Origin of the sequence: Pseudomonas sp. SWRI18 (genome assembly GCF_014268345.1) — a bacterium.
GTDB classification, from domain to species: domain Bacteria; phylum Pseudomonadota; class Gammaproteobacteria; order Pseudomonadales; family Pseudomonadaceae; genus Aquipseudomonas; species Aquipseudomonas cedrina.
In genome coordinates this window covers 1-19,550 of record NZ_JACCQQ010000023.1, presented here as the reverse complement: position 1 = coordinate 19,550, position 19,550 = coordinate 1, and the positions used below count along the sequence as shown (strand labels likewise).

Genomic DNA, 19,550 nt, shown 5'->3' with positions numbered 1-19,550 from the left:
GCTCTTTCATGGTAGATCACTCATCACCGCCCCGTCCTCCGTTGAGCACTGCGAGCCTGATCGCGCGCCTGGCGGGTATCGGTGCCGTGGTTGCGGTTGTGGCGGGGGCATTTGCCTACGTCAATGGCACCCTCGACCCACAGCGCTTGCGTCCGAAAACCCTGGTCAATGCCCTGGAAACCAACAATGGCGTGCACCCCGGCTTCCGGCGTAACCATGCCAAGGGCGTGTGCGTGGCCGGCTATTTCGAAAGCAGCGCCGAGGCACGCGCCTACTCCAGCGCTGAGGTGTTCAGTGCGGCCAAGACCCCGCTGATCGGCCGGTTTGCCTTGCCCAGTGGCAACCCTTACGCACCGGACAGCAGTGTGCCGATCCGCAGTTTTGCCGTGCAGTTCAGCCAGGCCAACGGCCAGCAGTGGCGCACCGGCATGAACAGTATGCCGGTATTCCCGGTGGGCACGCCCGAGGCGTTCTACCAAATGCTCAAGGCCGGCGCACCGGACCCATCGACCGGCAAGCCGAACCCGGCAGCGATGCCGGCGTTTTTCGCCGCCCATCCCGAGACTGCGCAGTTTTTGGCGTGGGTCAAGACCGCCAAGCCTTCGGCCAGTTATGCGACCGAAACCTACAACGGCATCAACGCCTTTTACCTGGTGGGGGCCGATGGCAAGCGCCAGGCCGTGCGTTGGGGCGTGGTGCCCACGCTGCAGGATGCAGCGGGAGACACCGCCCCGGCCGGGACTGACTTCCTTGAAAAAGGCCTGGTGCAGCGCCTTGCCGCCGGGCCGCTGCGCTGGCAATTGAACATGACCCTGGCCAACCCCGGCGATCCTGTGGATGACGCGAGCAAGGCCTGGACGGGCGCGCACAAAGTCATCAATGCCGGCACCCTGGTGCTGCAAAGCAGCCAACCGCAAGCGGACGGTGATTGTCGCGACATCAACTTCGATCCGCTGATCTTGCCCAGTGGCATCGAAGCCTCCAACGACCCATTGCTGGCAGCACGTTCGGCGGCGTATGCCAGTTCGTACCTGCGCCGCGCCGGTGAAGTCAGCCCGTTGCACAGCGCCCCTCAGGAGTCGAAGCCATGAATGCCCAACCACGGTTTTTCGCGCCCCTGGCGCGCCTGCTGCACTGGCTGATGGCGCTGATGGTCATGGCCATGCTGTTTATCGGCGCGGGCCTGGCGGCTTCTGTTTCAGAGCGGCATGAATGGCTGATCCACCTGCACAAGCCGCTGGGGATCGCGATCCTCGCGCTGGTGATCGTGCGGCTGGTGGTGCGTTTCTCCACGCGCCAACCGCCGTTGCCCGCCGACTTGCCGCTGTGGCAGGTGCTGGCGGCCAAAGCGTCGCACCTGGTCCTGTACGGCTTGATGCTGGTATTGCCGCTGCTGGGTTGGGCAATGATCTCGGCGGCGGGCGACCCGGTCATGCTCAGCAGCTCGGTGCAGTTGCCGGCGCTGGTGGCGGCGAATGCGCCGTTGTTTGCGCTGCTGCGCAAGGCGCACGGGTACCTGGCTTATCTGCTGTTCCTGACCGTGTTGCTGCACCTGGCGGCTGCGCTATTCCATGGGTTGATCCGCCGCGACGGCGTGCTGCAAAGCATGACCGGCAGCAAGGACTGACACAGCCTTGGGGGGCAGTGTGGCCAGCCAGTAGATCAACGCGAGCAGGTTGATCGCTGCGCCGAGGCCACACACGCCGAGCCAGCCGCCCCAGGCATACATCGCCGTTGCACTGACCGACCCGAGCGCGCTGCCCACCGAGTAAAACAGCATGTAACCCGCCACCAGGCGACTCTGGGCGTCGGGGCGCACGGCGTAGATCAGGCTCTGGCTGGTGACGTGCACGGCCTGCAGGCCGAGATCGAACATGATCACACCCAGCAACAATGCCCACAGCGACGACTGGGTAAAGCCGATGGCCACCCAGGAGAGCAGCATCAGCAGCAGTGCCGTGCCGCTGGTCCATTGGGCCAAGCCTTTGTCGGCCAGGTGTCCGGCGCGGGCGGCACCCAATGCGCCGGCGGCACCGGCAAGCCCGAACAGGCCGATCTGCGTGTGCGACAGCGACAGCGGCGGGGCGCTCAAGGGCAACACCAGCGGCGTCCACAGGACGGTGCCGGCGGCGAAAATCAACATCGCCAGCACGGCGCGGTCTCGCAAGACCTTTTCTTCCTTGAACAAGCTGAACACCGAGCGGATCAGCGCGCCATAGGTGCCTGTGGCGCGGGGTTGCTCGGTGTCCGGCAACACCCGCCACAGCAGCAGGGCCATCAACAGCGTCAGGCCCGCGGAGAGCAGGTACACCGAGCGCCAACCCGCCAAGTCTGCCATGGCCCCTGAAACGGAGCGCGCCAGCAACAAGCCCACGACAATTCCGCTGGTGACCAGCCCTACCACGTGGCCACGTTGTTCGGGCGACGCCAAGTGAGCGGCCAATGCCACCATCACCTGGGCGACTACCGCCAGCAGGCCGGTGAGCGCCATGCCGGCGAGCAGCCAGCCGCTGTTGGACGACAAGGCCACCACCAGCACGGCCAGGGTGGAGAGCAGCAGTTGGGTGACGATCAGCTTGCGCCGGTTGAGCAGATCCCCCAGGGGCACCAGCAATAACAGCCCCACGCCATAACCGACTTGGGTGAGGGCGATGATGATACCCACGGTGGCGTGGTCCATGGCGAAGGTCTCGGCCATGGCGTCGAGCAGCGGCTGAGCGTAGTAGACGTTGGCCACCGACAGGCCGCAGGCGATGGCGAACAGCACTACCACCGCGCCGCTCAAGGGGGATGACGACATGCGGATAATCCTTGTGTGGTTTTAAAATGAAACCACTTGTACGGTAAGGATTCCGGTTTTATATTGCAACCACATTATTGGTCGACGACAGGCAGCCCCGATGGTCAAGCTCACCCGCTTTGAAAACGCCGAATGCCCGGTGGCGCGTTCGCTGGATGCGATTGGCGATGGCTGGTCGCTGCTGATCATCCGCGATGCATTTGATGGCATGCGTCGCTTTGGTGAATTCCAGCGCAGTTTGGGGATGGCCAAGAATATTCTGTCCACGCGTTTGCGCAGCCTGGTGGACCATGGGGTGCTGGAGGTCGCGCCGGCGTCGGATGGCAGTGCGTATCAGGAGTATGTGCTGACCGAAAAGGGCCGCGGCCTGTTCAACGTGATCATCGGGCTGCGTCAGTGGGGCGAGGGGTTTTTCTATGGCGCAGGCGAAGCGCATTCGGTGATGGTGGACCGCGCCAACGGCGAGCCGCTGCGAGCGCTGGAGCTGCGCTCGGCGGATGGGCGGTTGTTGGGGCCCGAGGATTGCCGGCGGGGCCCGCGGACACTGCGTAAGGCCTAAGGGTTGCTTTCATGTGGCGAGCCCGCTCGCCACAGAATAATCAGCGCAAGACGTCGACGATATCGGCCACGCTGCTCAATACGTCCTTGGCCAACTGCATCGAGCGTTTACCTGACCAACCGGTGTGCGGGTTGGGGGCGTCGTCGTTGTCCTTGAAAGGCATTTCCAGGGTCAGCGACAGGCAGTCGTATTTTTCGCCTACGGCGTTGCAAGCCAGGGTCATGTTGGCTTCGCCCGGCAAGTCGCGGGTGTAGCCGTGGGTGGTCTGGAAGTCGCGGGTCAGGCCGCTCAAGTGGCTGCGAAAGTGTTTTTCCAGGGCCTCGATGCGCGGGGTGTAGCCGGGGTTGCCTTCGCAGCCAGCGGTGAAGACGTAGGGGATTTCCTCGTCACCGTGGATATCGAGGAACAGGTCAACGCCGTATTTTTCCATCTGCTGTTGCACAAACAGTACTTCGGGACTCGTTTGCTGATTGGCGCTCTGCCAGGCGCGGTTGAGGTCCTGGCCCATGGCGTTGGTGCGCAGATGACCGTGGAAGGCGCCGTCCGGGTTCATGTTGGGCACCAGGTACAGGTCGGCCACTTTCAGCAGTTTTTTCAGCTCGGCGTCGCCGTCCTGCTGCAGGCGTTCGATGATGCCTTCCATAAACCACTCGGCCATGTGTTCGCCGGGGTGCTGCTGGGCGATGATCCAGATCTTGCGGCGGCCCTCGCCGCCTTTGCCACGGCGCAGCAGTTGGATGTCCCGGCCTTCAACACTTTTACCGGTGGCCAGCAACTGCGTGCCGGCGCGGTTCAGGGCCTGGTCGATCAGCCAGTCGTGGCGCTCGCGGCTGTAGGGTTCGAAATAGGCGAACCAGGCGTGCCTTTCACGGGTTTCGAGGCTGATGTGCAGGATCTCGCCGTCAAACCGCGTCGGTACGCGAAACCAATTGATGTGGTCGTAGGACGCCACGGCGTTGTAGCCGCTCCACGCATGGCGGTAGGACGATTTGCCTGCGTTGCTCAGGCGAAAGGTGTGGGTGTGGCCCACGTGCATGCCTTCGGCCTTGAAGTGAAACCACTGGAAATGTTGGCTACGGGTGTCGGGTTTGATTGCCAGCAATAACTGGTAAGCATCGTGGGCATCCAGGACCTGGATATTGCCACTGTCGAAGTCGGTGCTGATTCTGATGGAGGTCAAGGCCACGGTCATAGTCGGGTTGCCTGGATATGATTGTTGTGGCGGCTATATTACAAGGAGTGTGGTAAAGACTGGATGCAAAATTGTTGCGGGGGGAAGGGGTATCATCCCTGAAACCGTCGCAGCTTATGATCCATGAGATTGATTCTCAGGCGCTGTTTCGCAATGATCCGGGCCGGAGCGTTCGGCTGGCTTTCATTCGCAGATAGTCTTTTGCTACCATGCGTGCCATCGAGCAACACACAGTCTTCATTAGCCTGAAGCCATGCCAGGGAAACTGGCAAAAAAAAGACCCGGCCAAAGAGCCGGGTCAAAAACCGTGATTAGCCTGATGAGGAGATATTCCAAGAGTCCGACCTAAGGTCCCTTGGTCTATCGACTGATCTCGCGATCAGCTGGGTCCAATAATAATCATTATCATTTGCAAGTCAAATGTTTTTATCCCTGGGATAGAAATATTTTTCTCCGCGTCGGTTCATGCGTTCGCTTGCACCTGCGGCTCCTGCAGCGACCGCTCCACCATCGCCTTCGCCATATCGATCAAATACACCACTGAAAACGCCAGGTCGCGATGGCTGCCCTGATGGCTGTTCGCTGATTCATAGGCGGTGGCCGCGGCGCTGCGCAGCAGGTCCGAGGCATGCACCAGGGCTTCCTCGTGGCTGATGCCTGGCTTGATGGCAAACAGGGCTCCGTCGGCAGATGAGGCAGACATATCTTCTTTCAAGTAAAAGTCGAGCGCGCGCTGGGCGGCTGCGCTGCTGCGCAGGTCGTGCAGCTCAGTGTCTTCAGGGATTTCGGGCAGGAGGTACGGGCTTGTCGTCATAAGGGGCTACTCTTGGAGGGGTGTCGAAAACCTTATGTCCGATAATAGTACGTATCGTATTTATGTCGTTTTATGGATTACTACAAACTGTTTATTGCCCTGAAAACCCTGTGACGTATTGTCGGCGCCATGGATAAATGGATCGCGTTGGTCAGGACCAACATGGAAGACCGCAAGGTCACGCAGGGTGAGCTGGCTGAACGCTTGGGCATGTCCCAGGGCGGCGTGGGCCATTGGCTAAACAAGCGCCGTGCGCCAAGCCTGGCGGACATGAACCGGGTGCTGGCGGCGCTGGGCCTGGGGTATTTGGAAGTCGCGCTGGATATTCGCGAGCGGGCCGATGAAGTGACCCGGGAGAAAAGCTACAACCCGTATTTCCGCTACCCGGTCAGCGATTGGAAAGGGCTGTGCGAAATCCGCGAAGAACGCGCCTCTTATGGCCCGGCCCGTTTCGAGCTGACGGACTACCACGCCCAGGGCGACGCGTTCTGGCTGCCGGTCACGGGCGACGCCATGACCGCCCCCAGCGGCCTGAGCATCAGTGCGGGCATGATGATCCTGGTCGATCCGGCCATTGCCGCCGAGCCCGGCAAACTGGTAGTCGCGCAATGGGCCGAGAGCCCCCAGGCGACCTTCCGGCAGTTGCTGGAAGAGAGCGGCCAGCGCTACCTGGTACCGCTCAACCCCACGTACCCCAAACAGCTGTTGACCGACGATTGCCGCATTTTGGGCGTTGTGGTCCAAGCCACGGCAAAGTTCTAGCCAGCCGCTTCCAGCTCCACCAGCGCGCAACCTTCTGCAACCATTTCGCCTTCCTGGCAGAACAGCGCCTTGACCACTGCGGCCTGGGGCGCGCGGATGCTGTGCTCCATCTTCATGGCTTCCAGCACCACCAGTTGCGCCCCGGCCTCGACGTGTTGGCCCACCTCAACCAACACCCGGACGATGCTGCCGTTCATCGGCGCCGTCAGGCCGCCCTGATGGGACTGATTGGCCTCGACAGCCGCAATCGGGTCGAACAGCGTTACGCCATGCATTTCGCCGTCCCAGCGCAGATACAGGGTACGTTCATCACGTACCGCCAGATGACGGCGGCGCACGCCCTGTTGCTCGATCAGCAGATGTTCGCCCTGCAGCTGCGGTGCGTCCGCAGCCAAGGTCACCAGACGATCCTGGCCGTTGCAGCTCAGGTGCAGGGACACCTCGGCAGGCAGTCCGGCGCGAAACCCTCGTTTATCCGCCCAAGGCCCGTCCCCGGCCGGCAAACTCTGCATGAAGGCCGCGCCCGCCGCCTGCCAGAATGCATCGCTCAGTTCCCCAGGGGCCGGCAGCAACTCCTCCTGATAACGCGGAATGAACCCCGTATCCAGCTCGGCTGCGGCGAACGCCGGGTGTCCGATGATGCGCCGCAAAAAGCCCAGGTTGGTCTTGAGGCCTCCAATGGCAAACTCATCAAGCATGCCCAGCAACCGCAGTCGCGCCTGTTCACGGTCTTCGCCCCAGGCAATCAGCTTGCCGAGCATGGGGTCGTAGAAGGGCGACACGCTGTCGCCTTGCTCGACGCCGCTGTCCACCCGACGGTCCAGGCCCGGCGCGCACTCGCGGTACAGCGTGAGCTGGCCGGTGGCGGGCAGAAAATCAGTGGCCGGGTCCTCGGCATACAGCCGCACTTCGATGGCATGGCCGGTCAGCGGCACCTGCTCCTGGGTGATCGGCAGCGCCTCGCCCTGGGCGACACGGATCTGCCAGGCAACCAGGTCGAGACCGGTAATCGCCTCGGTCACCGGGTGTTCCACCTGCAGCCGCGTGTTCATTTCCATGAAGAAGAACTCGCCGCGCGCGTCCAGCAAAAATTCCACAGTGCCCGCGCCGACATAACCAATGGCCTGGGCCGCACGCACGGCCGCTTCGCCCATGGCCTCGCGTTGTTCAGCGCTCAGGCCTGGCGCCGGCGCTTCCTCGACGACTTTTTGGTGGCGACGCTGGATCGAACAATCGCGTTCATTGAGGTACAGGCAATGCCCATGCTTGTCGGCGAATACCTGAATCTCCACGTGACGCGGCTTGAGCAGGTATTTTTCCACCAGCATCTGGCCATTGCCGAAGGACGACAGCGCCTCACGCTGGGCCGAGGCCAGAGCCTCGGCCAACTGGCTGACGTCCTCGACCACCTTCATGCCCTTGCCACCGCCACCGGCCGTGGCCTTGAGCAGCACCGGATAGCCGATGCGCTCGCAGGCGGCGCGGAAGGTTTCCAGGTCCTGGGCCTGGCCGTGATAACCCGGTACCAGCGGCACGCCGGCGGTTTCCATCAGCGCCTTGGCGGCCGATTTGCTGCCCATGGCGTCGATGGCCGAGGCGGGCGGGCCGAGGAAGATCAAGCCTGCCGCTTCGATCGCACGGGCAAACCCGGCGTTCTCCGACAAAAAACCATAACCCGGATGGATCGCCTGGGCGCCACTGGCCTGGGCGGCGGCGATCAGCTTGTCGATCTGCAGGTAACTGTCGGTGGCCTTGCTACCGCCCAAGTCGACACGAATATCGGCCTCGCGGCTGTGGCGGGCATCGCGGTCGATGGCGCTGTGCACGGCCACGGTGGTCAGGCCCATAGCCTTGGCGGTGCGCATCACCCGGCAAGCGATCTCGCCACGGTTGGCCACCAGCAGCGTCGTCAATGTGCTCATGAGCGCGGCTCCTGAGGCTGCCAGCTCGGTGGGCGTTTTTGCAGAAACGCGCGCAGGCCTTCCTGGCCCTCGGCGCTGACGCGAATGCGCGCAATCGCATTTTCGCAGTAGCGGCGCAAGGCCGGCGTGAGAGCCCCGCTGCCCACTTCGCGCAGCAAGTCCTTGCTGGCGCGCATCGCCGCCGGGCTGTTTTGCAGCAGGTTGGCGATCCACTGTTCCACGTGCTGATCCAGCTCGTCGGTGGGATAGCTTTCTGCCAATAAACCGATATCGCGGGCACGCTGCCCGCCAAAGCGTTCGGCGGTCAGCGCATAGCGCCGCGCCGCGCGTTCACCGATGGCCTGCACCACGAACGGACTGATCACCGCCGGTGCCAGGCCAATGCGCACTTCCGACAGGCAGAACTGCGCGTCATCCGCGCCAATCGCCATGTCGCAGCAACTGATCAAGCCCAGCGCGCCGCCGTAGGCCGCGCCTTGCACCACCGCCAGGGTCGGAATTTTCAACTTGGCCAGGTTGTACATCAGTTCCGCCAGTTCGCGTGCGTCGTCCAGGTTGGTGTGGTAGTCCAGCTCGGCCGATTGCTGCATCCAAGCCAGGTCGGCGCCGGCGCTGAAATGTTTGCCGCGCCCGCGCAGTACCAGGAAACGCAGCGACGGATCGCCCTGTACATGGTCGAGGGCAATGATCAGCTCGCGGATCATCTCGGCGTTGAACGCATTGTTCTTGGCTTCACGACTGAGCCACAGTGTGGCAAAGCCACGGCTGTCGGTGATCAGTTCGAGGGTGTTGAAATCGCTCATGGGTACAGCTCCATTTACATGCGGAACACGCCGAAGCGGCTCGGCTCGATGGGGGCGTTCAGCGCAGCGGATAAAGCCAGGGCCAGCACATCACGGGTCTGCATCGGGTCGATGACACCGTCGTCCCACAGGCGCGCGCTGGAGTAGTAGGGGTGGCCCTGGGTTTCGTACTGGTCGAGGATCGGTTGCTTGATCGCGGCTTCTTCCTCGGCGCTGAAACCTGTGCCCGCGCGTTCAGCCTGCTCGCGCTTGACCTGCACCAGAACGCCGGCCGCCTGCTCGGCACCCATCACGCCAATGCGGGCATTGGGCCACATCCACAGGAACCGTGGATCATAGGCGCGGCCGCACATGCCGTAGTTACCGGCACCAAAACTGCCGCCGATGATCACCGTGAACTTCGGCACCTTGGCGCAGGCCACGGCGGTGACCAGCTTGGCGCCGTGCTTGGCGATGCCGCCAGCCTCGTATTTCTGGCCGACCATGAACCCGGTGATGTTCTGCAGGAACAGCAGCGGGATTCCGCGCTGGCAGGCCAGTTCGATAAAGTGCGCGCCTTTCTGCGCCGCTTCAGCAAACAGAATCCCGTTGTTGGCCAGGATCGCAATCGGGTAGCCGTGCAGGTGCGCAAAGCCACATACCAGGGTGGTGCCGAACAACGCCTTGAACTCATCGAACACCGAACCGTCCACCAGCCGTGCGATCACTTCACGCACATCGAAAGGCTGTTTGGCATCGGCCGGGATCACGCCGTACAGCTCTTCGCTGATGTACAGCGATGCCACGGGCGCGCGTTGCAGCACCTCACCCTGCTTGCGCCAATTGAGGTTGGCCACGCTGCGTCGAGCCAGCGCCAGGGCGTGTTCATCGCTGTCGGCATAGTGGTCGGCCACGCCGGAGACTTTGCAGTGCACATCGGCGCCGCCGAGGTCTTCGGCGCTGACCACTTCACCGGTCGCCGCCTTCACCAGCGGCGGGCCGGCGAGGAAGATCGTTGCCTGGTTGCGCACCATGATCGCTTCGTCCGCCATGGCCGGCACATAGGCGCCGCCGGCGGTGCACGAACCCATGACCACGGCGATCTGCGGGATGCCCTGGGCGCTCATGTTGGCCTGGTTGAAAAAGATCCGTCCGAAGTGCTCGCGGTCGGGGAAGACCTCGTCCTGACGCGGCAGGTTGGCGCCGCCGGAATCCACCAGATAAATGCACGGCAGGCGGTTCTGCGCGGCGATGGTCTGCGCGCGCAGGTGCTTTTTCACGGTGAGCGGGTAGTAGGAACCGCCTTTGACGGTGGCATCGTTGGCGACGATCATGCATTCGACGCCTTCCACCCGACCGATCCCGGCAATCAAGCCGGCGGCGGGCACGTCTTCGCCGTACACCTGATGGGCGGCGAGTTGGCTGAGCTCAAGAAACGGCGAGCCGGGGTCGAGCAGGCGGTTGATGCGCTCGCGGGGCAGCAGCTTACCGCGCGAGGTGTGGCGCTCCTGGGCCTTGGCGCCGCCGCCTTGCTGCACCTGCGCAAGCAGGCTGTGCAGGGCGTCGACCTGTTGGCGCATCGCCGCGCTGTTGGCGGCAAACTCTGCCGAGCGGGGGTTGAGTTGGGTGTGCAAGGTGGCCATGGCGCGCTCCTTCAGCGGGTTTCGTTGAAGAGTTCGCGACCGATCAGCATCCGCCGGATCTCACTGGTGCCCGCGCCGATTTCGTACAGCTTGGCGTCGCGCAGCAGGCGGCCGGCGGGGAATTCGTTGATATAGCCATTGCCGCCCAGGATCTGGATCGCGTCGAGGGCCATCTGTGTGGCGCGCTCGGCGCTGTAGAGGATCACCCCGGCGGCGTCCTTGCGCGTGGTTTCGCCACGCTCGCAGGCCTGGGCCACCGCGTAGAGGTAGGCGCGGCTGGCGTTGAGCTGGGTGTACATGTCGGCCACCTTGCCCTGGATCAACTGGAATTCGCCGATGCTCTGGCCGAACTGCTTGCGGTCGTGGATGTAGGGCACGATCAGGTCCATGCAGGCCTGCATGATCCCGGTCGGGCCGCCGGAGAGCACCACGCGCTCGTAGTCCAGGCCGCTCATCAGCACTTTCACACCGCCATTGAGCACGCCGAGGATGTTGTCCTCGGGCACCTGCACGTCATCGAAAAACAATTCGCAGGTGTTGGAGCCGCGCATGCCCAGCTTGTCGAACTTGTTGCTGCGGCTGAAGCCTTTCCAGTCGCGCTCGACGATAAAAGCGGTGATGCCGTGCGCGCCTTTCTCCAGGTCGGTCTTGGCGTAAATCACGTAGGTGCTGGCATCGGGGCCATTGGTGATCCAGGTCTTGCTGCCGTTGAGCACGTAATGATCGCCGCGTTTGTCGGCGCGCAGTTTCATCGAGACCACATCGGAACCGGCGTTCGGCTCGCTCATGGCCAGGGCGCCGACGTGCTCGCCGCTGATGAGCTTGGGCAGGTACTTGAGCTTCTGTGCGTGGTTGCCGTTGCGGTTGATCTGGTTCACGCACAGGTTGGAATGCGCGCCGTAGGACAGCGCCACCGACGCCGAACCCCGGCTGATCTCTTCCATCGCGACCACGTGGGCCAGATAACCCAGGCCGGCGCCGCCGTATTCTTCCGGCACGGTGATGCCCAGCAGGCCCATGTCGCCGAACTTGCGCCACAGGTCGGCGGGGAACAGGTTGTCGATGTCGATCCGGGCCGCGCGAGGCGCGATTTCCTTGCCCACGAAGGACTGCACCTGGTCGCGCAGCATGTCGATGGTTTCACCGAGGGCGAAGTTCAGGGACGGGTAACTCATGGACAGGCACCTTAATGTGAGCTTTGTTTTTGTGTGGATGGCGCGTCGGAGGAGGGCGCTCACCTTTACGTTAACGTAAGCTTGCGTTACGGCGCTGTCAATCGTAGTTTACGTTTACGTCAACCTAAAAAAAAGACAACAGGGGTCGTTATGGATCAACCGAATCAGAGCTACAGCCGTGGCGCCCAGGACAAGGCCTTGCTGGCGCAGACCATCGGCCAGGCGTTCGATCAGACCGTTGCGCGGTATCCCGATGGCGAAGCCCTGGTGGTGCGCCATCAACAGCGCCGGTACACCTGGCGGCAATTGGCCGAGACCGTGGATGTGCACGCGCGCGCCTTCCTGGCGCTGGGCATGCAGACCGGCGACCGCCTGGGTGTCTGGGCGCCCAATTGCGCCGAGTGGTGCATCAGCCAGATTGCCAGCGCCAAGCTCGGAGTGATCCTGGTGAATATCAATCCGGCCTATCGCAGCAGTGAATTGGACTACGTGCTCAAGCAGTCCGGCTGTCAGTGGCTGGTGTGCGCTGGGTCGTTCAAGTCCTCCGATTACCACGCGATGTTGCAGGAACTGCAACCCGATCTGCGCGGCATCATCAGCCTCGACCCCAACCCGCCCGAAGGCTTTATGCCCTGGTCGCAGCTATCGGCCCTGGGCGCCAGCGTCCCGCCGGAACACCTGCACAGCCGCCAAGCCAGCCTGCATGTCGACCAGCCGGTGAATATCCAATACACCTCCGGCACCACCGGCTTCCCCAAAGGTGCCACCCTCAGCCACCACAACATCCTCAATAACGGTTACATGGTCGGCGAAAGCCTCGGTTTGACCGCGCAGGATCGCCTGGTGATTCCGGTGCCGCTGTATCACTGCTTTGGCATGGTGATGGGCAACCTGGGCTGCATTACCCACGGCACCACCATGATCTACCCCAATGACGGCTTCGATCCGTTGCTGACGCTGACCGCCGTCGCCGAAGAAAAAGCTACTGGCCTTTACGGCGTGCCCACCATGTTCATCGCCATGCTCGATCATCCACGCCTCGGCGAATTCGACCTGTCGAGCCTGCGCACCGGCATCATGGCCGGGGCCACGTGCCCCATCGAAGTGATGCGCCGAGTGATCAGCGAGATGCACATGCGTGAGGTGCAGATTGCCTATGGCATGACCGAAACCAGCCCGGTGTCGTTGCAGACCGGCGCCGATGACGACCTGGAGCGCCGCGTGACCACCGTCGGTCGCACCCAGCCGCAACTGGAAAACAAGATCATCGACGCCGACGGCAACACCGTCGCGCGCGGCGAGATCGGCGAGTTGTGCACGCGTGGCTACAGCGTGATGCTCGGCTATTGGAACAACCCGGAGGGCACCCGCGAGGCCATCGACGACGCAGGCTGGATGCACACCGGCGACCTGGCGAGCATGGACGCCCATGGTTACGTATGCATCGCGGGGCGCAACAAGGACATGATCATTCGCGGCGGTGAGAACGTGTATCCGCGTGAAGTGGAAGAATTTTTCTTCACCCACCCGGCAGTGGCGGATGTGCAGGTGATCGGCATTCCGGATGAGCGCTACGGTGAAGCCATCGTCGCCTGGGTCAAGTTCCATCCAGGCCATGTGGCCAATGAGCTTGAACTGCAAACCTGGTGCAAGGGCCGCATTGCGCACTTCAAGACGCCCAAGCACTTCAAGTTCGTGGAGGAGTTTCCGATGACGGTAACGGGCAAGATCCAGAAGTTCCGCATGCGCGAGATTTCGATTGGGGAGCTGCGGAGCCGATCCAACTAACGGCACAAAACCACTGTGGGAGCGGGCTTGCTCGCGAATGCGGTGTATCAGTCGCCAAATGTATTAACTGAACCACCGCATTCGCGAGCAAGCTCGCTCCCACATTTTTGATCAGCGGTGATTTCAGCATGGGTGCAAACCCGCAAAGCACAAAGGGGACCCGAGGGTCCCCTTTAATTTGTCGTTGCGTGCTCTTTTTTTATTATTGAGGGGCGGTCTATTGTTGTTTTTGGCAACCGTTACCCTTTACCGCTGTTTTGGCGACCCCCATCCGGGGTCAAGAGCAAACGTATTTTTTTGAGCGCTGACTTGCTTCTTCGTTAACGATCCAACCAGTGGGTAGCTACCTGAGGTAGTTTTATTTTTCTCTATCCGGTTGCGGGTTTCGGCATGCCGTACCCTGCGAAGCACATCTTCTCCAAAAAAATCTGTTAGCTGCGTCTCTGCCGTGTTGTTTTTGTTATGTCAGAGTCGTTTCGTCTTGTTTTTATTAGGCTTGGTGCTTTTTATTCTTGTTATGCCATAGAGATAGCAGGAGCCGTGCCAACTTTTAAAATATCTTTAAAATCAATAAGTTAAATTTTTACCGAAGATTGACCCCAATCCAATAACCCAAAACCTGTTCCCGTGTTACTCGATGTGTAGGCGGGCGGTAACACTTTGTCACGGCTAGGCTACTCAACTGGCGTTACGTGCCTTGGCCACACGCGACCCGGTCGGTCGACCCAGCACCTTGCTGATCTGCTGGCCCGCACCGATCAATCCTTGCAGGTCGATACCGGTCTCGATGCCCAGGCCCTCGAGCAGGTACACCACATCTTCGGTGGCGACGTTACCGCTGGCGCCCTTGGCGTAGGGGCAACCGCCGAGGCCCGCGATAGAGCTGTCGAACACGCTGATGCCTTCCAGCAGGCTGGCGTAGATATTCGCGATGGCCTGGCCATAGGTGTCATGAAAGTGCCCGGCCAGCTTGTCCCGCGGCACTTGCGCGCCGACCACCTCGAACAGCCGCCGCGTGGCCCCGGCCGTGCCAATGCCGATCGTGTCGCCAAGGGACACCTCATAGCAGCCCATGGCATACAGCTCCCGTGCGACCGCCGCCACTTGCTCCGGTGCGACGTTTCCCTCATACGGGCAACCCAGCACGCACGACACATAGCCCCGCACGCTGATCCCGTGCTGCCTGGCCGCGGCCATGATCGGCGCGAAACGCGCCAGGCTTTCGCTGATCGAGCAATTGATATTGCGCTGGGAAAACGCCTCGGACGCTGCCGCGAACACCGCCACTTCCTTCACCCCGGCCGCCAGCGCGTCTTCAAAACCGCGCAGGTTCGGCGCCAGCGCGCCGTAAGTCACGCCAGGCTTGCGCTGGATCTGCGCAAAGACTTCGGCGGAACCGGCCATCTGCGGCACCCATTTGGGCGATACGAAACTGCCGACTTCGATATAGCCCAGGCCCGCCGCGCTGAGGGCGTCCACCAGTCGGACCTTGTCCGCCACGCTGATGGGTTGGGCTTCGTTCTGCAGGCCGTCGCGCGGGCCGACTTCCACCAGGCGTACGTGTGAGGGGAGGGACATGGCAGTTACCTTCTGATCAATGGCCGGCCTGGCTCATGGTAGTGGCCAGGGCCTGGGTGCAGCGCTCTTCGGCGGTGTCCAGTTCCAGCTTCATTTGTTCGATGTCCAACAGTTGCTGTTCCAACTGCTCGCGGCGCTCGGCGATCTTGGCCAGCATGCTGTTGAGTTGGACATGGTTGCCGCTGCTGGGGTCGTAGAGCTCGATCAACTCGCGGCACTCGGCCAGCGAAAAACCGATGCGCTTGCCGCGTAGGATCAGCTTGAGGCTGACCTTGTCGCGCGCCGAGTAGATGCGCTCCTGGCCCCGGCGCTCCGGCGCCAGCAGGCCCTGTTCTTCGTAGAAACGAATGGCGCGGGTGGTGATGTCGAGCTCGCGGGCGAGGTCGGAGATGCTGTAGGTCGTGCTCATGGGGGCGCTCTACGGATGGCTTGGCGCTAGGCTAGTGGCTGGTTTACGTTAACGTCAAGAGCCACAGTAGTGAGCGGGCTTGCCCCGCGCCGGGTGGCGAAGCCGCCCCAAACCAGGCGACCGGATTTTATCTGCAATTCGGCGTTGTCCTTATTGGGGCGGCTTCGCCACCCGGCGCGGGGCAAGCCCGCTCACTACAGACAGCCTTTAGTGCAGGAGAAGGTTCAGGCCTGCTTGCCATCCAGCTTCTTTTCGTGGGCCGTCACCTGCTGGCACAACTCAATCATCTGCTCGCGCATCCAGCGGTTAGCCGGGTCCTGGTCGGTGCTTTCGTGCCAGTACAGGTGGGTTTCCACCGCTGGCACATCATTGACCGGCAAGTTGAACCAGTGCAGTTCATGACGGCGAGCGAAGCGCTCGGGCACGGTCATGACCATGTCGGTCTGCTGCAACACCTGCGAAGCCATCAAGTAATGCTGGGAGCGCAGGGCGATCTTGCGCTGGATGCCCATCTTGCCCAGCGCCAGGTCGACGTGGCCCAAGCCGTTGCGCCGGCTGGAGATATGGATATGGGTCAGCGACAAGTAATCATCCAGCGTCAGTTTGTCTTTGCCCGCCATCGGGTGGCCCTTGCGCATCGCGCACACGTAGCGGTCTTCCATCAACTTGACGTGGCGCACCTGCGGGTCGGTGTTGAGCGGCGCGTCCACGGCAAAGTCCAGGCGCCCGGCGGCCAGTTCCTTGGTGGTCTCGCGGCGTTTGGACAGGAAACTTTCGATGACCACGGTGGGTGCCAGGCGGCGCAGGCGCTGGAACAGCGGCGGCAGGATCACCGCCTCGGTGAGGTCGGTCATGCTGATGCGGTAGGTCTTGGCGGCCTGCTGCGGGTTGAAGATGCGGCTTTCCTGCACCGACACACGCAGCAACGACAATGCATTGCGCACCGGGCCGATGATGTTCTGGGCCATCGGCGTGGGCACCATGCCTTGGGCGGTACGCACGAACAGCGGGTCGTTGAAGGTTTCCCGCAGCCGCGCCAGAGCGTTGGACACCGCCGGCTGGGTGATGCCGACAATCTGCCCGGCGCGGGTCAGGTTGGCTTCGGTGTAGATCGCGTCAAAGACGATAAACAGGTTGAGGTCGACCTTGCTCAGATTCATGGTTGCGCTCTTTATTGTTAGGTGGCCATACGTCGATCATATATCGGTGATGAATGTTAATACACGCCGAGAATAGGCTAGGTAAATTATCAGCGCTGTTCTAGCATCGATTGCATGACCTAAACAACCTCTCAGAGAAGGGAGCTGCTCATGGATTTCGCCTATTCGCCCAAGGTTCAGGAACTGCGTGAACGCGTCACTGCGTTCATGGACGCTTACGTTTACCCGGCCGAGCCGGTGTTCGAACGCCAAGTCAGCGAAGGTGATCGCTGGCAGCCCACCGCGATCATGGAAGAACTCAAGGCCAAGGCCAAAGCCGAAGGCCTGTGGAACCTGTTCCTGCCGGAGTCCGAACTGGGCGCCGGCCTGACCAACCTCGAATACGCGCCATTGGCTGAAATCATGGGCCGCTCCTTGCTCGGCCCGGAGCCCTTCAACTGTTCCGCCCCCGACACCGGCAACATGGAAGTGCTGGTGCGCTACGCCAATGAAGAGCAGAAACAGCGCTGGCTCGAGCCCTTGCTGCGCGGCGAAATCCGCTCGGCCTTCGCCATGACCGAACCCGACGTGGCCTCGTCCGATGCCACCAACATGGCCGCCCGTGCCGAGCGCCAGGGTGACCAGTGGGTGATCAACGGCAAGAAGTGGTGGACCTCCGGCGCCTGCGACCCGCGCTGCAAGATCCTGATCTTCATGGGCCTGAGCAACCCGGATGCGCCGCGCCATCAGCAGCACTCGATGATCCTGGTCCCGGTGGATACGCCCGGTGTGAAAATCCTGCGCCCACTGCCGGTGTTCGGCTATGACGATGCGCCCCACGGTCATGCCGAAGTGCTGTTCGACAACGTGCGCGTGCCCTATGAAAACGTGTTGCTCGGCGAAGGCCGCGGTTTTGAGATCGCCCAGGGTCGCCTCGGCCCAGGACGGATCCACCACTGCATGCGCTCCGTCGGCATGGCCGAACGCGCCTTGGAATTGATGTGCAAACGCTCGGTCAGCCGTAGCGCCTTCGGCCAGCCGCTGGCGCGATTGGGCGGCAATATCGACAAGATCGCCGACTCACGCATGGAGATCGACATGGCACGCCTGCTGACCCTGAAGGCGGCGTACATGATGGATACCGTGGGCAACAAGGTGGCGAAAAGCGAAATCGCTCAGATCAAGGTTGTTGCGCCGAATGTGGCCTTGAAGGTGATCGACCGCGCGATCCAGATCCACGGCGGCGCCGGTGTTTCCAATGACTTCCCGCTGGCCTATATGTACGCCATGCAACGTACCCTGCGCCTGGCTGATGGGCCGGACGAAGTGCACCGCGCGGCGATTGGCAAGTTCGAGATCGGCAAGTATGTGCCTAAAGAGCTGATGCGCAGCGGGCGGTAATACCGAGTTGCCTGCATTCGCGAGCAAGCCCGCTCCCACACTGGACCGTTTTTCAACATGAGAATGCGGTCGAATGTGGGGCGGGCTTGCTCGCGAAGAGGCCGGCCCAAACAACACACAACCCAAGGCTCAATACACCCAAACCTCCACCCGCCGATTCTTGATCCTGCCTTCATCCGCCGTATTCGCCGCCACCGGCATCTGCGCGCCAAAACCGCGAATGTCCCTGAGCACCACACCACTTTTGACCAGCTCACGGCGCACCGCCATCGCGCGCAATTTCGACAGTAACGCCGCGCGCTGCGGGTCGTTCTTGACGTCACCAAAGCCCACCAGCGTGACCTGCTTCTGAAGCTTGCCGTGACGCTTTATATACGCCACCACCCGTTGCAGGTCCTGGCGCGCCTTGTTGTCCAGGCTGGCGCTACCTTCCTCGAAGCGAAAATTCACCGTCAAACGCTGAGCCTCACGCGCGATGGCTTGATAGTCCTCGGGCATCGACGGGCGCGGCTCAACGTCCATCGCCTGCACCTGCTGTGCGATAAACCCGTTGGCCGCCACGATCGCCTGGCCCTTGCTGCTCTGGGCAAAGTCCACCAGTGCCTTGGCCCACGGGTTGTGCCCCGACGGCGGCCGGTAAAAGAACAGGCGGCGCGACAGCGGATAGTCTTCGGTGGCAATCAGACTGTTCAGCGGCAACATCGCCTGCGAGTCGCCATCCACGATCGCCACGGCTTTGGCTTGGCGCACATAGGGCAGCCCGATAAAACCAATGCCCTGGGGATCCTGGCTCACCGCATCCGATAATTGCTCGCTGGACTCGAAACGTTTGGCCGAAGGGTCGAGGGGCTTGCCGCGCGGGCGCAGCACCAGTTCCTTGAACGTGTCGTAGGTGCCGGACTGGTCATCGCGCGCATACAAGTGGATAGGCCCACCGATACCGCCCAACGCTTCCCAAGTGGTGATATCGCCATTGAAGATCTGCGCCAGTTGCTCGGTGTTCAACGTATTCAGCGGGTTTTGCGGGTTGAGGATGATGGCTAGGCCGTCGATGGCAATTACCTGTTCGGCGTCGGGGTTTTTCAGGTCGCCCAGCGGTTCGAGGTCGACCAGTTCGCTGTCCTTGATCGGGCGCGACGAGGCGGCGAGGTCGGCAGTGGTTTTTTTCAGTGCGCTGAACCCGGTGCTCGAACCGTGGGCCGCGATTTCGACGGTGACTGTCTTGCCTTGGCGGGTCTTGCCGACCACGCGTTGTTCATTGGCACCGTCGCCAGGCTCGCTATGCACGGTCTGCAAGCCCTGCTGCTCCATCATCCCCTTGACCAACGCCGGCCCCAGCGTCGCGCCAATGGTGTTGGAGCCCTGGATGCGTAATGCAGGGCCTTGGTCGGGAACGGGCAGGGGGGCGGAAACGGCCAGGAGTGGAAAAAGGCACAGCAGGAACAGAACGCGCAGCCTCATGCCGCACCTCACGCCAAAGGGAGTGCTGCGAGAATAAGTCAGGCAGGCTGCATAAATATGACTGACACGCCAGGGATCAAACTGTGGGAGCTGGCTTGCCTGCGATAGCCATAGGTATCTACACA

The 19,550-nt window shown here is 62.0% G+C and carries 17 protein-coding genes; 6 read left to right on the top strand and 11 right to left on the bottom strand.

Features of this window, described 5'->3' with window-relative positions; translation table 11 throughout:
* The first annotated feature begins 8 nt into the window (after positions 1-8).
* Both H0Z09_RS22120 and H0Z09_RS22115 read left to right on the top strand, forming a co-directional pair.
* Entirely contained in the window at positions 9-1,091 is a 1,083-nt protein-coding gene (locus H0Z09_RS22120; protein WP_186693481.1) for a catalase family peroxidase, read from the top strand.
* Entirely contained in the window at positions 1,088-1,627 is a 540-nt protein-coding gene (locus H0Z09_RS22115; RefSeq protein ID WP_076950872.1) for a cytochrome b, read from the top strand. Before H0Z09_RS22120 ends, H0Z09_RS22115 begins: the two co-directional genes overlap by 4 nt.
* Here H0Z09_RS22115 and H0Z09_RS22110 read toward each other — a convergent pair.
* The gene (locus H0Z09_RS22110) at positions 1,565-2,800 is read right to left on the bottom strand and encodes an MFS transporter (protein WP_186693480.1); all 1,236 of its coding nucleotides are present in this window, start codon (positions 2,798-2,800) and stop codon (positions 1,565-1,567) included. The two genes, H0Z09_RS22115 and H0Z09_RS22110, sit on opposite strands and share 63 nt — an antisense overlap.
* A gap of 100 nt (positions 2,801-2,900) precedes the next feature.
* Here H0Z09_RS22110 and H0Z09_RS22105 point away from each other — a divergent pair, with 100 nt between their 5' ends.
* On the top strand, positions 2,901-3,359 hold the full coding sequence (locus tag H0Z09_RS22105) for a helix-turn-helix domain-containing protein (RefSeq protein ID WP_186693479.1): 459 nt from the start codon (positions 2,901-2,903) through the stop codon (positions 3,357-3,359).
* A 40-nt stretch (positions 3,360-3,399) separates the two neighbouring features.
* Here H0Z09_RS22105 and H0Z09_RS22100 read toward each other — a convergent pair whose 3' ends face one another.
* A complete protein-coding gene (locus tag H0Z09_RS22100; RefSeq protein ID WP_076950869.1) occupies positions 3,400-4,551 on the bottom strand; it encodes a M14-type cytosolic carboxypeptidase in 1,152 nt (383 codons plus the stop codon).
* 463 nt (positions 4,552-5,014) lie between these two features.
* On the bottom strand, positions 5,015-5,365 hold the full coding sequence (locus H0Z09_RS22095; protein ID WP_186693478.1) for a DUF3077 domain-containing protein: 351 nt from the start codon (positions 5,363-5,365) through the stop codon (positions 5,015-5,017).
* Positions 5,366-5,494: 129 nt separating this feature from the next.
* Here H0Z09_RS22095 and H0Z09_RS22090 point away from each other — a divergent pair, with 129 nt between their 5' ends.
* On the top strand, positions 5,495-6,127 hold the full coding sequence (locus H0Z09_RS22090; RefSeq protein WP_186693477.1) for a S24 family peptidase: 633 nt from the start codon (positions 5,495-5,497) through the stop codon (positions 6,125-6,127).
* On the opposite strand, the gene H0Z09_RS22085 is transcribed toward H0Z09_RS22090, so the two are convergent.
* The 4 genes from H0Z09_RS22085 to H0Z09_RS22070 are packed head-to-tail and all read right to left on the bottom strand — an operon-like array spanning position 6,124 to position 11,649.
* Positions 6,124-8,049, bottom strand: a complete 1,926-nt coding sequence (locus tag H0Z09_RS22085; RefSeq protein ID WP_186693475.1) for an acetyl/propionyl/methylcrotonyl-CoA carboxylase subunit alpha — start codon at positions 8,047-8,049, stop codon at positions 6,124-6,126. The genes H0Z09_RS22090 and H0Z09_RS22085 overlap by 4 nt on opposite strands.
* Positions 8,046-8,852 carry a gamma-carboxygeranoyl-CoA hydratase gene (locus H0Z09_RS22080; RefSeq protein WP_186693473.1) on the bottom strand — a complete coding sequence of 269 codons (807 nt, stop codon included), beginning with the start codon at positions 8,850-8,852 and terminating at the stop codon, positions 8,046-8,048. Before H0Z09_RS22080 ends, H0Z09_RS22085 begins: the two co-directional genes overlap by 4 nt.
* 14 nt (positions 8,853-8,866) lie before the next feature.
* Positions 8,867-10,474 carry a carboxyl transferase domain-containing protein gene (locus H0Z09_RS22075; RefSeq protein WP_186693471.1) on the bottom strand — a complete coding sequence of 536 codons (1,608 nt, stop codon included), beginning with the start codon at positions 10,472-10,474 and terminating at the stop codon, positions 8,867-8,869.
* A gap of 11 nt (positions 10,475-10,485) precedes the next feature.
* A complete protein-coding gene (locus tag H0Z09_RS22070; protein ID WP_186693469.1) occupies positions 10,486-11,649 on the bottom strand; it encodes an isovaleryl-CoA dehydrogenase in 1,164 nt (387 codons plus the stop codon).
* A gap of 150 nt (positions 11,650-11,799) precedes the next feature.
* On the opposite strand from H0Z09_RS22070, the gene H0Z09_RS22065 reads away from it, so the two are divergent.
* Positions 11,800-13,437 (top strand): AMP-binding protein, encoded by a 1,638-nt coding sequence (locus H0Z09_RS22065; protein WP_186693467.1) that lies wholly within the window; start codon positions 11,800-11,802, stop codon positions 13,435-13,437.
* Between the two features lie 678 nt (positions 13,438-14,115).
* Here H0Z09_RS22065 and H0Z09_RS22060 read toward each other — a convergent pair.
* The 3 genes from H0Z09_RS22060 to H0Z09_RS22050 form a co-directional block, all read right to left on the bottom strand.
* The gene (locus H0Z09_RS22060) at positions 14,116-15,015 is read right to left on the bottom strand and encodes a hydroxymethylglutaryl-CoA lyase (RefSeq protein WP_186693465.1); all 900 of its coding nucleotides are present in this window, start codon (positions 15,013-15,015) and stop codon (positions 14,116-14,118) included.
* A 16-nt stretch (positions 15,016-15,031) separates the two neighbouring features.
* Entirely contained in the window at positions 15,032-15,424 is a 393-nt protein-coding gene (locus H0Z09_RS22055) for a MerR family DNA-binding transcriptional regulator (RefSeq protein ID WP_076950860.1), read from the bottom strand.
* Between the two features lie 224 nt (positions 15,425-15,648).
* On the bottom strand, positions 15,649-16,584 hold the full coding sequence (locus H0Z09_RS22050; protein WP_186693463.1) for a LysR family transcriptional regulator: 936 nt from the start codon (positions 16,582-16,584) through the stop codon (positions 15,649-15,651).
* Between the two features lie 150 nt (positions 16,585-16,734).
* Between H0Z09_RS22050 and H0Z09_RS22045 the strand changes: the two genes are divergently transcribed.
* Positions 16,735-17,964: an acyl-CoA dehydrogenase gene (locus tag H0Z09_RS22045; protein WP_186693461.1), complete on the top strand. Its 1,230-nt coding sequence runs from the start codon at positions 16,735-16,737 to the stop codon at positions 17,962-17,964.
* A gap of 129 nt (positions 17,965-18,093) precedes the next feature.
* Here H0Z09_RS22045 and H0Z09_RS22040 read toward each other — a convergent pair whose 3' ends face one another.
* On the bottom strand, positions 18,094-19,425 hold the full coding sequence (locus H0Z09_RS22040) for a phosphate ABC transporter substrate-binding/OmpA family protein (protein WP_186693460.1): 1,332 nt from the start codon (positions 19,423-19,425) through the stop codon (positions 18,094-18,096).
* Positions 19,426-19,550: the final 125 nt, after the last annotated feature.

Coding starts and splice junctions, on each gene's coding strand:
- H0Z09_RS22115 (WP_076950872.1), top strand. CDS start 1,088: ATGAATGCCCAACCACGGTTTTTCGCGCCCCTGGCGCGCCTGCTGCAC.
- H0Z09_RS22075 (WP_186693471.1), bottom strand. CDS start 10,474: ATGGCCACCTTGCACACCCAACTCAACCCCCGCTCGGCAGAGTTTGCC.
- H0Z09_RS22110 (WP_186693480.1), bottom strand. CDS start 2,800: ATGTCGTCATCCCCCTTGAGCGGCGCGGTGGTAGTGCTGTTCGCCATC.
- H0Z09_RS22080 (WP_186693473.1), bottom strand. CDS start 8,852: ATGAGCGATTTCAACACCCTCGAACTGATCACCGACAGCCGTGGCTTT.
- H0Z09_RS22100 (WP_076950869.1), bottom strand. CDS start 4,551: ATGACCGTGGCCTTGACCTCCATCAGAATCAGCACCGACTTCGACAGT.
- H0Z09_RS22060 (WP_186693465.1), bottom strand. CDS start 15,015: ATGTCCCTCCCCTCACACGTACGCCTGGTGGAAGTCGGCCCGCGCGAC.
- H0Z09_RS22045 (WP_186693461.1), top strand. CDS start 16,735: ATGGATTTCGCCTATTCGCCCAAGGTTCAGGAACTGCGTGAACGCGTC.
- H0Z09_RS22120 (WP_186693481.1), top strand. CDS start 9: ATGGTAGATCACTCATCACCGCCCCGTCCTCCGTTGAGCACTGCGAGC.
- H0Z09_RS22070 (WP_186693469.1), bottom strand. CDS start 11,649: ATGAGTTACCCGTCCCTGAACTTCGCCCTCGGTGAAACCATCGACATG.
- H0Z09_RS22095 (WP_186693478.1), bottom strand. CDS start 5,365: ATGACGACAAGCCCGTACCTCCTGCCCGAAATCCCTGAAGACACTGAG.
- H0Z09_RS22050 (WP_186693463.1), bottom strand. CDS start 16,584: ATGAATCTGAGCAAGGTCGACCTCAACCTGTTTATCGTCTTTGACGCG.
- H0Z09_RS22085 (WP_186693475.1), bottom strand. CDS start 8,049: ATGAGCACATTGACGACGCTGCTGGTGGCCAACCGTGGCGAGATCGCT.
- H0Z09_RS22065 (WP_186693467.1), top strand. CDS start 11,800: ATGGATCAACCGAATCAGAGCTACAGCCGTGGCGCCCAGGACAAGGCC.
- H0Z09_RS22090 (WP_186693477.1), top strand. CDS start 5,495: ATGGATAAATGGATCGCGTTGGTCAGGACCAACATGGAAGACCGCAAG.
- H0Z09_RS22105 (WP_186693479.1), top strand. CDS start 2,901: ATGGTCAAGCTCACCCGCTTTGAAAACGCCGAATGCCCGGTGGCGCGT.
- H0Z09_RS22040 (WP_186693460.1), bottom strand. CDS start 19,425: ATGAGGCTGCGCGTTCTGTTCCTGCTGTGCCTTTTTCCACTCCTGGCC.
- H0Z09_RS22055 (WP_076950860.1), bottom strand. CDS start 15,424: ATGAGCACGACCTACAGCATCTCCGACCTCGCCCGCGAGCTCGACATC.